This is a genomic window from Acidithiobacillus sp. TH-A117 (assembly GCF_057473465.1).
Map to the genome: position 1 here is coordinate 15084 of NZ_JBYCKQ010000012.1, position 13910 is coordinate 28993.

The 13910-nt window shown below is 56.1% G+C and carries 16 protein-coding genes; 9 read left to right on the forward strand and 7 right to left on the reverse strand.

Features of this window, described 5'->3' with window-relative positions; genetic code table 11:
• Positions 1-17: 17 nt before the first annotated feature.
• The 4 genes from ubiE to metX are packed head-to-tail and all read right to left on the reverse strand — an operon-like array spanning position 18 to position 3290.
• Positions 18-803: a bifunctional demethylmenaquinone methyltransferase/2-methoxy-6-polyprenyl-1,4-benzoquinol methylase UbiE gene (ubiE, locus tag AC2VLR_RS02500; RefSeq protein WP_486880719.1), complete on the reverse strand. Its 786-nt coding sequence runs from the start codon at positions 801-803 to the stop codon at positions 18-20.
• A gap of 55 nt (positions 804-858) precedes the next feature.
• Positions 859-1515 (reverse strand): glutathione S-transferase family protein, encoded by a 657-nt coding sequence (locus AC2VLR_RS02505; RefSeq protein WP_486880720.1) that lies wholly within the window; start codon positions 1513-1515, stop codon positions 859-861.
• A gap of 21 nt (positions 1516-1536) precedes the next feature.
• Positions 1537-2142, reverse strand: coding sequence for a methionine biosynthesis protein MetW (gene metW / locus AC2VLR_RS02510; RefSeq protein WP_486880721.1), 606 nt, complete (start codon positions 2140-2142; stop codon positions 1537-1539).
• Positions 2139-3290: a homoserine O-succinyltransferase MetX gene (gene metX / locus AC2VLR_RS02515; protein ID WP_486880722.1), complete on the reverse strand. Its 1152-nt coding sequence runs from the start codon at positions 3288-3290 to the stop codon at positions 2139-2141. The genes metW and metX overlap by 4 nt, the downstream gene beginning before the upstream one ends.
• A gap of 293 nt (positions 3291-3583) precedes the next feature.
• On the opposite strand from metX, the gene AC2VLR_RS02520 reads away from it, so the two are divergent.
• The 9 genes from AC2VLR_RS02520 to AC2VLR_RS02560 all read left to right on the forward strand — a co-directional run bounded on the left by AC2VLR_RS02520 (position 3584) and on the right by AC2VLR_RS02560 (position 10763).
• Positions 3584-4303: a hypothetical protein gene (locus tag AC2VLR_RS02520; protein ID WP_486880723.1), complete on the forward strand. Its 720-nt coding sequence runs from the start codon at positions 3584-3586 to the stop codon at positions 4301-4303.
• A gap of 105 nt (positions 4304-4408) precedes the next feature.
• Positions 4409-5653, forward strand: coding sequence for a serine hydroxymethyltransferase (glyA, locus tag AC2VLR_RS02525; protein WP_215844296.1), 1245 nt, complete (start codon positions 4409-4411; stop codon positions 5651-5653).
• 6 nt (positions 5654-5659) lie between these two features.
• Positions 5660-6151 (forward strand): transcriptional regulator NrdR, encoded by a 492-nt coding sequence (gene nrdR, locus AC2VLR_RS02530; protein WP_215844297.1) that lies wholly within the window; start codon positions 5660-5662, stop codon positions 6149-6151.
• Complete coding sequence (ribD, locus tag AC2VLR_RS02535; RefSeq protein WP_486880724.1) at positions 6141-7241, forward strand: bifunctional diaminohydroxyphosphoribosylaminopyrimidine deaminase/5-amino-6-(5-phosphoribosylamino)uracil reductase RibD; 1101 nt, start codon at positions 6141-6143, stop codon at positions 7239-7241. The genes nrdR and ribD overlap by 11 nt, the downstream gene beginning before the upstream one ends.
• Before the next feature lie 3 nt (positions 7242-7244).
• Complete coding sequence (locus AC2VLR_RS02540) at positions 7245-7901, forward strand: riboflavin synthase (protein ID WP_215844298.1); 657 nt, start codon at positions 7245-7247, stop codon at positions 7899-7901.
• Entirely contained in the window at positions 7898-9019 is a 1122-nt protein-coding gene (gene ribB / locus AC2VLR_RS02545; RefSeq protein ID WP_486880725.1) for a 3,4-dihydroxy-2-butanone-4-phosphate synthase, read from the forward strand. Before AC2VLR_RS02540 ends, ribB begins: the two co-directional genes overlap by 4 nt.
• Positions 9020-9028: 9 nt before the next feature.
• Positions 9029-9493, forward strand: a complete 465-nt coding sequence (gene ribH / locus AC2VLR_RS02550; RefSeq protein WP_215842714.1) for a 6,7-dimethyl-8-ribityllumazine synthase — start codon at positions 9029-9031, stop codon at positions 9491-9493.
• Positions 9494-9499: 6 nt separating this feature from the next.
• Positions 9500-9943 carry a transcription antitermination factor NusB gene (gene nusB / locus AC2VLR_RS02555; protein WP_486880726.1) on the forward strand — a complete coding sequence of 148 codons (444 nt, stop codon included), beginning with the start codon at positions 9500-9502 and terminating at the stop codon, positions 9941-9943.
• Positions 9944-10187: 244 nt separating this feature from the next.
• Positions 10188-10763, forward strand: coding sequence for a tetratricopeptide repeat protein (locus tag AC2VLR_RS02560; RefSeq protein ID WP_486880727.1), 576 nt, complete (start codon positions 10188-10190; stop codon positions 10761-10763).
• An 18-nt stretch (positions 10764-10781) separates the two neighbouring features.
• Here AC2VLR_RS02560 and AC2VLR_RS02565 read toward each other — a convergent pair whose 3' ends face one another.
• From AC2VLR_RS02565 to AC2VLR_RS02575, 3 genes are all read right to left on the reverse strand, one after another.
• The gene (locus AC2VLR_RS02565; protein ID WP_215842717.1) at positions 10782-11126 is read right to left on the reverse strand and encodes a LapA family protein; all 345 of its coding nucleotides are present in this window, start codon (positions 11124-11126) and stop codon (positions 10782-10784) included.
• 35 nt (positions 11127-11161) lie between these two features.
• Entirely contained in the window at positions 11162-12844 is a 1683-nt protein-coding gene (gene ubiB, locus AC2VLR_RS02570) for a ubiquinone biosynthesis regulatory protein kinase UbiB (protein ID WP_486880728.1), read from the reverse strand.
• 100 nt (positions 12845-12944) lie between these two features.
• Entirely contained in the window at positions 12945-13586 is a 642-nt protein-coding gene (locus tag AC2VLR_RS02575; RefSeq protein ID WP_486880729.1) for an OmpA family protein, read from the reverse strand.
• Positions 13587-13910 lie beyond the last annotated feature (324 nt).

Below are 13910 nucleotides of genomic sequence, written 5' to 3' on the forward strand. Positions count from 1 at the left end.
CAGATGAAAAGCATTCATCAGTCCATACGAAAGCCGCGATGCAGCGCGACAATACCCCCCGATAAATTGAAAACTTCCACCCGTTCCAGTCCGGCATCTTCCATCATCATCTTGAAAGTATCCTGGTCGGGGAAGCGGCGGATGGATTCCACCAGATATTGATAACTTTCCCGATCCTTGGCCACGAGCTCGCCAATGCGTGGCAGCAGCTGAAAGGAGTAGAGGTCGTAGATGGACTGCAAACCCGGCCAGCGTGGGTGGGAAAATTCCAAAATCAAAGCGCGGCCACCGGTCTTGAGAACACGATGAATTTCCTTCAGGGCGCGCTCGGGGTGGGTCATGTTACGGATTCCGAAGGCGAGGGTTACCAGGTCAAATTCGCGATCGGGAAAGGGAAGTTCTTCGGCATTGGCTTCGACGAATTCGACCCCGGCGACAATCCCCTTGTCAGCCAGGCGCGTTTCGCCAACGGCGAGCATTTCCGGATTGATGTCCGATACGACGATGGAGCCCCGGGGTTGGATGCGCGGATAAATGGCGGCGGCCAGATCACCGGTTCCTCCAGCCAGGTCCAGCACCCGCTGGCCGGGGCGGGGGCGCGCCAGATCGACCGTGAAGCGCTTCCACAAGCGATGGACACCGAGTGACATCAGGTCATTCATCAGGTCGTATTTGCCCGCAACACTGCTGAAAACCCCTTTGACCAGATCTTCCTTTTCAGTTTCCGGAACTTCCTGGTAACCAAAGTGGGTGGTGGGCACGAGCGCCTGATCCTGCATGTCCTCTCCCTGTTGATCACTCATAATACACGACTCCTGTTATCGTAAATGCGGCTTCCAGCCATTCAAACCCGACGACTCAGACTGAGCGTAGCAGAAGACTGCCTTTTTCGCTGATATAATTGCGCAGTCGTTCCGGAAAGTCAGCCGTAACGGAACCGGCTACTTCCGGTAATTCCATGAGCAAGGCTGTCCAGCGCCGCAGTTTGCCCAAGGCTTCCCAGCGCGGTAATGGTCTTAAGGCATGGAGGATTTCCATGCGCATGAATAAGGGCGCATAAGCCGCATCCACGAGGCTGAAGTTCTGGCCGGCAAAAAAATGGCTTCCGGTCATGTTTTTTTCCAGTCGCTCCAGTTTGTCGAAGAGTTGGCGACTGGCGGCGGTAAAGCGTTCTTCTCCCTGGGCGATCATCATCTGAAACTGGTCACCGATCATTTCGCTGCCGAAGGCAATCCAGGCGCGATGCTGGGCGCGCTCCAGCGGGTCGGCAGGGTGCAATGCCGGCGCAATGGTTTCATCCAGGTATTCATTGATAACCTGGGACTCGAAAAGCACCGTATCCGTCCCGATTTTCAGGCAGGGTACTTTTCCCATGGGGGATAAAGCCAGAAACCATTCGGGTTTGTGGGCAAGATCAATATGGGTGAGCTGGAAACCCACCTGCTTGTGCAGCAAGGTGATGACCGAACGTTGCACATAGGGGCAGAGGGGGAAGCTGATCAGTTCCAGAGTCATGGCATTCTCCTTGCGTAGGCCTCAGCGTGCGCCCAGCGCACAGCGATACAAGGCAACTTCTCCAAAAAAATTGGGTAACAGACGATTGCGCCAGGTACTGCGCCGCCGGTCATTCAGTACCACCCGCTGATGAATGACAATACCGTTGTCAGCGCAGAGCTGCTCGAAATCCCGAATCGTACACAGGTGGATGTTGGGAGTATCGTACCATGTATGAGGTAAGGCGTCTGTGGTCGGCATTTTGCCCAGAACACCCAGTTGCCAGCGCGCATGCCAGTGTCCCATATTGGGGAAGGTCACAATCACTTCCCGGCCAACCCGCAACATCTCCAGTAATAGCTGGCGGGGAAAGGTCGTTGCCTGGAGCGTGAGAGAAAGCACCACAGTATCGACGCTGAGATCGGCAAAATTTTTGAGACCCTGATCCAGATCCTGCTGAATGACAGGTATTCCCCGACGAATGGCCGCAACCACCCGGTCTTCTTCTATTTCCACCCCGTAACCCTGCACCCCCTTTTCGGCGCGCAGGTAAGCCAGCAGCTCGCCCTCCCCGCAACCCAGATCGAGAATGCGACTCTGGGGAGCAATCCAGTCGGCGATGATGGCGAGGTCGCGACGCAGCTTCATAGGCCGATCTCCTCGGCCACGCGTTGCAGATAAGTGCGCAGGACGGCCACGTATTGGGGGATAGGCATCAAAAACGAGTCATGGCCGTGGGTGGCTTCGATTTCGGCATAGCTGACATCGCGATTGCAGGTGTAGAGGGCCTGGACGATTTCCCGGGAGCGTTCCGGGGAAAAACGCCAGTCGGAACTGAAAGAAATGACCAGGAAAGCCGCTTGTACCTTGGCAAAGGCTTCTGCCAGATTGTCTCCGTAGGCACTGGCCGGATCAAAGTAATCCAGGGCCTTGGTGATGTAGAGATAGCTGTTGGCATCAAATCGTTCGACAAAGCTGGAACCCTGGTAGCGCAGATAGCTCTCCACTTCAAAATCCACATCAAAACCAAAAGAAAAAGCCTTGCCTCCCCGGGTATCGCGGCCAAACTTGCTGCGCATGGCGTCATCGGAAAGGTAGGTGATATGGCCAATCATGCGTGCCAGGGAGAGACCCCGGCGGGGTTTGGTGTCGTGGGCATAATAGCGGCCATTATGAAAATCCGGGTCGGTCATGATCGCCTGGCGGCAGACTTCATTGAAAGCGATGTTTTGCGCGGTCAGTTTGGGGGCGGCAGCAATGACCACGGCATTACGCAGGCGCTCCGGGTAATCCATGCTCCATTGCATGACCTGCATACCGCCCAGGCTGCCGCCAATGACGGCAGCCCATTGTGCAATATCCAGGTGGTCCGCCAGATCGGCCTGGGTCTTTACCCAGTCGCGCACGGTCACCATAGGAAAATCCAGGCCCCAGGGACTGCCAGTTTCTGGATTGATGCTCGCGGGACCGGTTGAACCTTTACACGATCCGATGAAATTGGCGCAGACGAAAAAGAATTGCTTCGTATCCATGGCCTTGCCGGGACCGAGCAGATGTTCCCACCAGCCCGGTTTGCGGTCTTCCAGCTGATGATAACCGGCGGCATGATGGTCACCGGAGAGGGCGTGACAGAGCAGGATGGCGTTACTGCGCTCCCGGTTCAATACCCCGTAAGTTTCATAAACCAGGGTATAGCCAGGCAAGCTCCTCCCGCACTCCAGTTGCAGTTCGGCCGGGAAGGTGACCGTCTGCGGCGTGACCAATCCAACGGAATCAGCAGGTATCTGAGCAGGCATGGTATGCTTTTCTAATCATCATAATATTGAGGAGCTAAAGGAGCCGAGTGAGTCTAAACTTCAAGGACGGCGGCGACAAGCGGCATGAGGGTAGTCATCGAAGCAGTGCAAACCTGGAGTAAAATTCTGTGTAGGAATTTTGTATTCACCTATCTGGATGGTTTAGAATGTGTAGAGAATATGATCCGCATTAAGATGTATTTGGCCATGTGCCAAATTGCCGGGGGATGATTTTGGCCTGGAAGTGGGTAAATCGCGTAGTCAGCTGGGTCGAAGGGGGTGCTGAGTTGGTCATGGCTCGGCCCAGTCCCTGGCTGTGGCTCACGGGGGGTGCTTTGGTGCTGGCCGCTATCCCTTTTCCGGAATGGCTGATGTATGCCCTGGCCCCCTTCGGTTTGCTTTTTGGCCTGGAAATTGCGGCCAATACCGACGCAGAGGCGGAATCCTACAGTCCCCGGCAAACCCGCCACGCCCTCCATGTGGCGGTAGTCTGGGGAATGCTTTTTGCTGTTTTTGGTATGATTTTCGAGTTTGGTCAGGACATGGTCGTCATGGGCAGTCTGCTCGCCGGCATCAATATCCCCTGGCATGACAATACTGGTATGGGTCAGGGATTCTGGGGCTGGTGGTTTGCTTTCGGACAGCGTTTCTCGGATTTGTCTCTGATGCCCTATTTCTGGTTTTCTCCGGCTTTTTTCGGTATCGCCCTGGCTTTGCACAAGGGGCATGGCTGGCTCGAATCCGAGGTGGAAACCACCTTGACCCTGTTGTTCCGACCGGAATTGCGGGATCCCCTGATTGGCCTCTGGGCCATTATTCTGCTCGCCAATCTGTTCATGCCGGCTTTTTCCCAATTGTGGCTGGGCTTGATTGTCTGGGTGCTGGGGCCGCCGGTCATTCATGTCGCCTATCAGGACATATTTGCCGACAAACGTCGTCCTCCCCGGAAAAAGAAAGAAGCTTCCCGCTTCGTGCTGGCGCAGCATCCCCAGCCGGTGCGTGTCAAGCTCTGATGAGTTTCATTCATGGTTTGCACGCATTTTTTACCCTTGCCGTGAGTGCTTGTATCCATTAGTGTCTAGCCACAAATTTCCCGGAAGTTTTTGAAGGAGTGCAGCATGTTTTCCAAAACCCTCAGTATTGCTGATTTTGACCCCACCTTGTGGGATGCCATGCGCAAGGAAACCCAACGTCAGGAAGACCATGTGGAACTCATTGCTTCCGAAAACTATACCAGTCCCATGGTCATGGCAGCCCAGGGTTCGGTGCTGACCAACAAGTACGCCGAGGGCTATCCGGGTAAACGCTATTATGGTGGCTGCGAATATGTGGACATTGCCGAACAGCTTGCCATGGATCGTGCCCTGGAGCTCTTCGGTGCCGAACATGCCAATGTGCAGCCCCACTCCGGTTCTCAGGCCAATCAGGCCGTGTATCTTTCGGTATTGCAGCCGGGCGACAAAATTATGGGGATGAGTCTGGCCCACGGCGGGCATCTGACTCATGGTGCCAAGGTCAATGTATCGGGCAAGCTCTTTCAGGTGGCTGCCTATGGGGTGCGGGCTGAAGATGGGCGCATTGATTATGATGCCCTGGCGGCCCAAGCCGAACAGGAACGCCCCAAGATGATTGTCGCCGGGGCCAGCGCCTATTCCCGGATTATTGATTTTGAAAAAATCGGTGAGATTGCCCGGAGTATCGGTGCTTATCTGCTGGTGGATATGGCGCATATTGCCGGACTGGTCGCCGCCGGTTTACATCCCAGCCCGGTGCCCCATGCCGATTTTGTCACCACCACCACCCACAAAACGCTGCGTGGTCCCCGTGGCGGCCTGATTCTCTGTCGTGGAGAGTACGCTAAAAAGGTGAACTCGCTGATTTTCCCGGGATTGCAGGGTGGTCCCCTGATGCATGTCATTGCCGGCAAGGCGGTGGCCTTCCGGGAAGCCCTGCAGCCCGAATTCAAAACCTATCAGCAGCAGGTCATTCGCAATGCCCAGACCCTGAGCGGCGTTCTGGCCGGGCGTGGTTATACGGCGGTTTCCGGCGGCACCGACAATCACCTCTTCCTGCTCAATCTAGGTGAAAAGGTAACGGGCAAGGAAGCCGAAGAAGCTCTCGGCCGTGCGCACATTACCGTCAACAAAAATGCGGTGCCTTTTGATACCCGTCCGCCAGCCGTCACCAGTGGTATTCGTATCGGTACCCCGGCAGCCACTACCCGGGGCTTTGGCGACGCCGAAATGCAACGCTTGGGCAAGGGTATTGCCGATGTACTGGATGCTCCCGGTGATGAGTCGGTGATTGCCCGGGTGCAGGCGGATATGATCGCCCTGTGCAAACAGTTTCCGGTTTACGGCTAGGGTTCTGTGCATTGCCCGTTTTGCGCCTTCGCTGATACCCGGGTGGTGGATTCCCGCCTTGCTGATGAGGGCGGGACCGTGCGGCGCCGTCGGGAATGTCCGCAATGTGGGCAACGCTTCACGACTTTTGAGCGGGCTGAACTCTCCCTGCCGATGGTGGTGAAAACCGATGGTCGTCGCGAGGCTTTCAATGAAGACAAGCTTCAGCGTGGCTTGACCAGGGCGCTCAGTAAAAGGCCCGTGGCCACCGAACAGGTGGATGCTGCCTTGCGCCAGATACAGCGGCGGCTGCGTGAAAAAGGCGATCGGGAAGTACCGGCACGGCTGATCGGAGAGCTGGTCATGGAGGCCTTGCGCGGTCTTGATCCTGTTGCCTATGTGCGTTTCGCCTCGGTCTATCGGCGTTTTGAAGATGTGGACGCCTTCAGTGCCGAAATTGCCCGTTTGAAAGAGGTGCAGCCCTCCAATACAGAAGAAGGCGCATCTGGTGCTGACTGAGCGCGATGCTTCCTTCATGGGAGCAGCCCTGGATCTGGCGCGGCAGGGGTTGTATTCCACCCATCCCAATCCTCGGGTGGGTGCCCTGGTAGTCCAGGGTGAAAACATCGTCGGGCGGGGCGCTCATCTTTTTGCCGGAGAAGCCCATGCTGAGGTCATTGCTCTGGCCGAAGCCGGAGCGACCGCCCGGGGTGCAACGGTATATGTGACCCTTGAGCCTTGTTCCCATCAGGGGCGCACCGGCCCCTGTGCCGATGCCTTGATGGCTGCCGGGGTGGGACGCGTGGTTGTGGCCATGCAGGATCCCAATCCGCTGGTGGCCGGACAGGGTATTGCCCGGCTTCGCGCTGCCGGTATTCCGGTGGATCTGGGCTGCGGGGAAGCGGAAAGCCGGGAACTGAATCCAGGGTTTTTGCAGCGCATGGAAAAAGGGCGTCCCTGGATCCGGCTGAAGCAGGCCATCAGTCTGGATGGTGCCGTGGCACTGGGCAATGGCCAGAGTCAGTGGCTGACCGGCACACTGGCCCGCGCCGATGTGCAAAAAGAGCGGGCGCGGGTAAGTGCCATCATGGTAGGGGTGGGTACAGTCCTGGCCGATAATCCGCGTCTGGCTCCGCGCCTGGAGCTGCCGCTGCGGCGTTATCCGGTCAAGGTGGTTCTGGATACATACCTGCGCACTCCCGCTGATGCGGCGCTGTTTGCCTCTCCGGGGACGGTCTGGCTGGCGCATGGGCCGGAAGTCTCGGCAGCAAAACGCCGTATGCTGCAAAAAGCCGGCGCGGAATTGCTGGCGCTGCCCCTGGATGGAGTGCGGCTGGACCTGCGCGCCTTGCTGCAGCTACTGGCCGGGAAGCAGATCAACGAAGTGTTGGTGGAAGCCGGCCCGACTCTGGCGAGCGCACTGCTGAGGGCAGATCTGGTGGATGAGTGGCTGGTCTATGTGGCGCCCATGCTGCTCGGACAGGGAGCCCGGGCGGCTGTTCAGCTCGGGCCTTTTGCCCGGCTTGCCGAAGCTCCACGCTGGCAAAGTCGTGGCTTCGAGCTGCTGGACAATGATCTGAAGTGGACCTTGCGTCCACAGGAGAACTGATAGATGTTCACAGGAATTATCGAAGCGCTGGGCGAGGTCCGCCGATTACAGCCTCAGGGTGGTGATTACCGGATGACCCTGGCTTCCGGCGGTCTTGATCTGGGCGATGTCAAACTGGGCGACAGTATTGCCGTATCGGGGGTGTGTCTGACGGTGGTGGCGCTGCATAAGGACGGATTTGCGGTGGATATTTCCCGGGAGACTCTGGATAAAACCCTGCTCGGTAGTCTGAAAACAGGAAGTGCTGTCAATCTTGAGAAAGCCCTGCGTCTGGCTGACCGCCTGGGTGGACATCTGGTAGCCGGTCATGTGGATGGGGTTGGGCAGATTCACAGCGTCCAGGATTCGGGGCGCTCCCAGGTGTTTGCGGTAGCAGCGCCCCGGGAGTTATTGCGTTACATTGCTGCCAAAGGAAGTATCTGCGTGGACGGAATCAGTCTGACCGTCAATGCCCTGGAAGGGGATCGTTTCATGCTCAATCTGATTCCCCACACCCTGAGCCAGACAACGGCTGCGTCCTGGCGGGTGGGGCAGCAGGTGAATCTGGAGGTAGACTTGATCGCCCGTTATCTGGAACGCTGGGTGGCGACCGAGCCGGACTCAGCGTTAAAATCATCCATCTCTCGCGAATCGTTGGCCGCCAAAGGATACCCGGTATGAGTGCAGGTAAAATCAGTCCCGCCGAAGAAATTATTGCCGATATAGCGGCGGGCCGCATGGTGATTCTCATGGATGATGAAGGCCGGGAGAATGAGGGAGACCTGATCATGGCGGCGGAGTTTGTGACGCCTGCCGCCATCAATTTCATGGTGACCCAGGCACGGGGGCTGGTGTGTTTGCCTCTGACCCGTGAGCGCTGCCAACAGCTGCGCTTGCCGCAAATGGTCGGGCACAATACCGCCAGCCTCGGCACTGCATTTACGGTTTCCATTGAGGCAGCCCGGGGCGTAACCACCGGGATTTCTGCGGCAGATCGGGCCGCCACCATACAGGCCGCCATTGCTGCTGATGCCGCGCCCGAAGATCTGGTGATGCCCGGGCATATTTTCCCGCTGGCCGCCGAGCCGGGTGGGGTGCTGGTGCGTGCCGGGCATACCGAAGCGGCCGTGGATCTGGCGCGTTTGGCCGGCTGTCAGCCTGCCGGGGTGATTTGCGAGATTCTCAATGCCGATGGCGAAATGGCGCGGCTGCCGGATTTGCTGCCCTATGCGGCGGAGCATGGCCTCAAAATCGGCACCATTGCCGATCTGATCCGCTATCGTCTGGAAAGGGAAAGAATTGTTGAGCGCCAGGCACAGGGTCCCTGGCATACGGCTTATGGTGATTTCCAGTTATATGTCTATCGCGACTGGGTGGCCCGGGAAACTCATTTTGCCCTGGTCATGGGCGATGTAGAGGCTACGGACAGTCCCGTGCTGGTCCGGGTGCAGGTCGGTAAAGTCCTCAATGATCTGTTTGCCGGGGCCGCCAGTCCTAATACCCGTGCTCTACAGCGTATTGCTGCGGAGGGTCGGGGGGTGTTGGTGTACCTGCACCACGATGAAACGATGGAAGAGCTTTTGCAGGAAGTGGCTGCCTTGCCGGAATTACCCAAAGGACCGGGCCAGGCCGGAGATTCCGGTCGAGTTCTGCGCACTTTTGGTATTGGTGCCCAGATTTTGACAGACCTCGGCGTGCATCGCGCCGAGGTCTTGAGTGACAGTCAGTTCCAGTATCGGGGAATCGGTGGATTCGGTCTCGAAATTGTCGGGCAACGTCCATTTCAGGAAAGTAACTAAGGAAAAATCATGATTCAGCAAATAGAAGGCAGTCTGCAGGCCGGCAAGTTTCGTTTTGTGCTGCTGGTCAGTCGTTTCAACAGCTTTATTACCCAGCAACTGGAGCAGGGAGCCATTGATGCTCTGCGTCGCCACGGCGCGAGTGACGAACAGATACATGTGGTCTATGTGCCGGGAGCTTATGAAATTCCCCTGGTAGCCCAAAAGCTGGCGCGCAGTGGCAATTATGATGCGGTGCTCTGTCTGGGAGCGGTGATTCGTGGGGGTACCCCCCATTTCGATTATGTGGCTGGTGAAGTTTCCAAAGGTGTGGCACAGGTGGCCATGGATACGGGTATTCCGGTCATTTTTGGCATATTGACCACGGACAGCATCGAGCAGGCCATCGAACGGGCCGGCACCAAAGCCGGAAACAAGGGTTTTGATGCGGCCATGACCGCCCTCGAAATGGTGCAATTACTGGGTCAGATCTGAGCATCCATGAAAAACAGTCGTCGTCGCCTGGCGCGTCAGGCCATTATCCAGGCATTGTATCAATTGCAGATGAACCCGGGGCATTGTGCCGATATAGCCCTGCAATTTACGGCCGACCCGGAACGTCTGCAAGGAGCCGATCGGGAATTTTTTACCAGTGTCTGGGAAGGCGTTTGTCACGCCATCCCGGAGCTGGATCCTGCCATTGCGGAGGAAATCCCGGATCGCCGTTGGGAGGATGAAATCAGCGAAGTAGAACGCGCCATTTTGCGTCTTGCAGCTTACGAGTTGCGGGATTTACCGCAAACTCCCTATCGGGTGGTCATCAATGAGGCCATTGAACTGGGTAAGGATTTTGGAGCGGAACAGGGCCACCGTTTTGTCAACGCCGTACTCGACAAGCTGGCCCAGCGCTGGCGACAGACAGAAACTACCCGGAACGAATCGTGAAATGAGTGTCGGACCTGGTGGAAAAGGTTTTGCTTGCCAGAGAGCCGGACTTTAGAAGCGCAGTCTGCTTGGGGCACAGATGCAAAAACGTGTCCCCATCCAGTGGCTAGCGAGGTGTATGACGATTGCGCTAAACCTTTTTTCAATGTGGAGATTATCCCTTGAAAAAGTTCTGGCAGTGTCTTAGCTTTATGGTGTAACCTCCACATCTGAAAGCCATTACCCTGTATTCATGGAGTGAATCATGCCTGCTCATCGTTTTTTGCGTATTCCTGTGCTGACCGCCTGCTCGACGGCCGCTTTGTTATTGCTTGCCGCGCCTTTGGTTGATGCCCAGACCATGGCCGGAAAATCAGAAATGGAAGATTCTGCCAGCACCCAGCCAGCCGACCTGACCACCGCCAAATTGGAAAACAGCATTGGTACCCGCTGTGCTCTTGGCGACGGTGTGCCTCAGAACTACTCTTTGGCGGCGCAGTGGTTTGAAAAATCCGCTCTGCATGGCTATGGAAAGGCCGAGTATAATCTCGGAATGCAATATTACTTTGGTCAGGGTGTTCCCAAGGATCTGACCAAGGCGGCATACTGGTGGAATAAGGCGGCAGAATTGGGTGTTTCCGCCGCGCAATACAACCTGGGTAATCTCTACTTCATGGGTCAGGGCGTGCCGCAGGATTATACCAAGGCCGCTTTGTGGTGGCATAAGGCGGCAGCTGCGGGCAATGTGCAGGCTAGTAAAAACCTGCAGGTACTGGCCCGCACCGTACCGGAATTCAAGAATGCCACAGCGGTTCCGGTCGTGGATAAAAAAGTCGACTGAACCCGATAATGCCGGGTCTCAGTTTTCGACCTTGCTTCCGCTCATGCCGTTGCTTTTCTGGATACGTAAAGCAGCGGCATGTTCTTTTTCGATGTATTCCCGTTTGCCTCTTTCCTCATTGAGTTGTCCTTCCAGTTCCCCCAGGCGGCGTTCGTGACGGCGTATTTTTAACTTGTTACGAATATGGGTCGGCAGGTAAATCAACATGCTGGCAATGAAGCCCGCCACAAATCCACAAAGTAATATCACGCCCTGCGACTGGGCAAAAGTCCAGGAGAAAAAATGTACGGACGTCATGACGTTGTTCTGCACAGCAAATATGACGGCCAACGCGGCAATGATCAGAGAAATAACAACCCACATGATGATACCCCCCTTTTATGGAATTTATGTTGAAACTAATCGCGCACTTTAAAGAAGCTGGACACCCAATGAAAGCCGATCCAGGTCAGGCTCGGAACCAGAATTAACCAGGCCCATAGTGGCAGGTCGAGAATGGCAAAGTCCAGTTTATGGGCGAGGGCGGCCATGATGCCGATACCGATGACGATAAATGTTCCGCTGACTCCAAAGGAAAGCCGCCACAGGCCGCGTCGCAGTTCCTGGCGAATTCCGTCCAGATCCTGATTGCGGATCACCAGAGGCAGTTCACCTTGTTGTGTCTGGCGCAGAATATTGTGCAATAGAACGGGTATTTCCGGTAAAACCAGGCCCCACTCCGGAAAATGCCGTTTCATTTCCGTCCACCATCCGCGCGGACCGCGTTGGCGGCTCAGCCACTCGGTAAGCAGCGGCGTGGCCACTTCCCACATGTTAAGGGCAGGATTGAAGTCCCTGGCAATGCCTTCCACATTCACCAGGGTTTTCTGGAGCAGGAGCAGTTGAGGCTGGGTTTGCATATGAAAGGCCCGCGTCGTCTGAAACAGACGCAACAACAGATTAGCCACCGAAATTTCATTCAGTGGTTTCTCAAATACCGGCTCGGCAATGGCCCGGATGGCTGCTTCAAAATCCTGGACATTGGTATCGGGGGGTACCCAGCCGGCTTCCACATGGGCCTCGGCGACTCTGCGATAGTCTCTTTGGAAAAAGGCGATCATGTTTTCCGCCAGGTAATGCTGGCTGGCATCGTCCAGGCTGCCCATGATGCCAAAGTCGACGGCGATGAAGCGACCATTCCGGGGATCAATGAATATATTCCCCGGGTGCATGTCGGCGTGAAAATAAGCGTCACGAAAAACCTGGCGGAAAAAAATATCTGCCGCCCGTCGGGAGAGTTGGTCGAAATTGATCCCGGCCTTGCGTAAGGCGTCCAGTTGCCCGATGGGAATGCCATAAATACGTTCCATGACCAGGACGGAAGAACTGCAATAGTCCCAGTAAATTTCCGGGATATACAGTAAGTCAGGATCGGCAGCAAAATTGCGGCGTAACTGGCTGGCATTGGCCGCTTCGCGCAATAAATCCAGTTCCCCCCGCAACGTCTTGGCATACTCGGCCACTACCGCACGCACGCGCAGGCGTCTGCCTTCTTGCGAGTAACGCTCCGCCAGATCCGCCAGCAGCCCCAATATGGCCAGGTCCTGATCAATGACGCGGCGCAAACCCGGGCGACGGACCTTGATGGCGACCGCGCGGCCATCATGCAAAACGCCAAAATGCACCTGGGCAATGGAAGCTGCGGCAGCAGGCTGGGGATCGAACTCGGCAAACAGGGCGGAAACCGGTTTGCCGAGTGCCGTCTCAATGATTTGCCGGGCTTCATCTGAGGGAAAGGGGGGGACGGCATCCTGGAGCTTGGCCAGCTCCTGGGTTATATGATCGGGTAGCAGGTCGCGTCGGGTAGAGAGCATCTGCCCTAATTTGATGAAAGTCGGGCCTAATGTTTCCAGGGCCTGGCGTAGTCGCTCGGCAAAATCACCCTGGGGTTTGCGGCCCAGCCAGGACATGGGGCTGAGGCGTAAGAGGGCTTGGTAGGGTTTCAGGATAGGTAAAAAATAGAGGACTTCATCCAGGCGGTAGCGCACCAGGACGCGGGTAATGTGCAGGGTACGCACGAAACGAAGCAGGGATTGTCGCATGGCCGCTAGTCTAGCATGGAATCAGGATGCTGCATGATGAAAAAAACCATAAAAAAGGCGGATCAGTGCTGATCCGCCCGGCATCGCAATGCTGCGATAATTACTGAACGGTTTTTTGCACCTTGATGTTGGAGTTGATCTCCACACGCTGGTTCAGGAAACGTCCTTGCTGTGTAGCGTTGCTGGCCACTGGATCATTATAGGAATGACCTTTGAGGACCATGCGATCACTGGAAACGCCGTGTCTGCTCAGGTACTGAGCCACGCTCTGGGCACGCAACTTGGACAGTTTGAGGTTATAGGCATAGCTGCCAACCTTACTGCAGTAACCATTCACGTCGAGAACGGCATCGGGATGATTTTTGGCAAAATCAGCGACCTCGTCCAGGACCTTGATGTCATGATCGAGCAGTTTGTAGGAATCAAATTTGAAGTTGATGCCGGTAATGGTGATGGGCTTGCTGACCAGCACCGTGCGCTCAACGGGAGCAATGGGGGCGGGTGCCGGTGCAGGTGCCGGAGCTACCGCAACAGGGGCTGGTTTGGCCGGAGCGCAATACTCAGGAACAGCTCCATCCGTAACAGGCCGTCCACCGCGAACGCAGGCACCGTTGCCGGTGACTACGGGTTTGCCGCCTGCCTGAATGGCATAACCCATGTAACCGTTGTCGGCATAGGCTGTGCCGGCAAAAAGACCGCCACTGATGGCAAGCATCAGGGTAATACGTTTAATATGTTGCATTTATAAACCCTCCTCTCAAGCCCGGGCAGAAATCTGCCTGGCAAAATCTAGAACTGCCACGCAAAGGATGTTGTAATTCGGCAACGATGTCAAGAAATAGGCACAAGTATCGCGCTGCGCGAAATGGCAGCCATAAAGCAGCGCTCTGAATATTGCTTGTGTTCAAGCGCAAATCTTTTTTGGTACATTATGGATATTGCTTGCCTTAAATCTGTTGACAGACCCCTGCACTAAGCGGCACAATGCGCCGCTAATCGTGGAGGGGTTCCCGAGCGGTCAAAGGGATCAGACTGTAAATCTGACGGCTCTGCCTTCGGAGGTTCG

Bases quoted from the DNA above. Each gene is read 5' to 3' on its own strand.
- metX (WP_486880722.1), bottom strand. From the start codon at position 3,290: ATGCCTGCTCAGATACCTGCTGATTCCGTTGGATTGGTCACGCCGCAG.
- AC2VLR_RS02540 (WP_215844298.1), top strand. From the start codon at position 7,245: ATGTTCACAGGAATTATCGAAGCGCTGGGCGAGGTCCGCCGATTACAG.
- ubiE (WP_486880719.1), bottom strand. From the start codon at position 803: ATGAGTGATCAACAGGGAGAGGACATGCAGGATCAGGCGCTCGTGCCC.
- AC2VLR_RS02575 (WP_486880729.1), bottom strand. From the start codon at position 13,586: ATGCAACATATTAAACGTATTACCCTGATGCTTGCCATCAGTGGCGGT.
- ribB (WP_486880725.1), top strand. From the start codon at position 7,898: ATGAGTGCAGGTAAAATCAGTCCCGCCGAAGAAATTATTGCCGATATA.
- ubiB (WP_486880728.1), bottom strand. From the start codon at position 12,844: ATGCGACAATCCCTGCTTCGTTTCGTGCGTACCCTGCACATTACCCGC.
- nusB (WP_486880726.1), top strand. From the start codon at position 9,500: ATGAAAAACAGTCGTCGTCGCCTGGCGCGTCAGGCCATTATCCAGGCA.
- AC2VLR_RS02565 (WP_215842717.1), bottom strand. From the start codon at position 11,126: ATGTGGGTTGTTATTTCTCTGATCATTGCCGCGTTGGCCGTCATATTT.
- AC2VLR_RS02505 (WP_486880720.1), bottom strand. From the start codon at position 1,515: ATGACTCTGGAACTGATCAGCTTCCCCCTCTGCCCCTATGTGCAACGT.
- ribH (WP_215842714.1), top strand. From the start codon at position 9,029: ATGATTCAGCAAATAGAAGGCAGTCTGCAGGCCGGCAAGTTTCGTTTT.
- AC2VLR_RS02560 (WP_486880727.1), top strand. From the start codon at position 10,188: ATGCCTGCTCATCGTTTTTTGCGTATTCCTGTGCTGACCGCCTGCTCG.
- metW (WP_486880721.1), bottom strand. From the start codon at position 2,142: ATGAAGCTGCGTCGCGACCTCGCCATCATCGCCGACTGGATTGCTCCC.
- AC2VLR_RS02520 (WP_486880723.1), top strand. From the start codon at position 3,584: ATGGCTCGGCCCAGTCCCTGGCTGTGGCTCACGGGGGGTGCTTTGGTG.
- glyA (WP_215844296.1), top strand. From the start codon at position 4,409: ATGTTTTCCAAAACCCTCAGTATTGCTGATTTTGACCCCACCTTGTGG.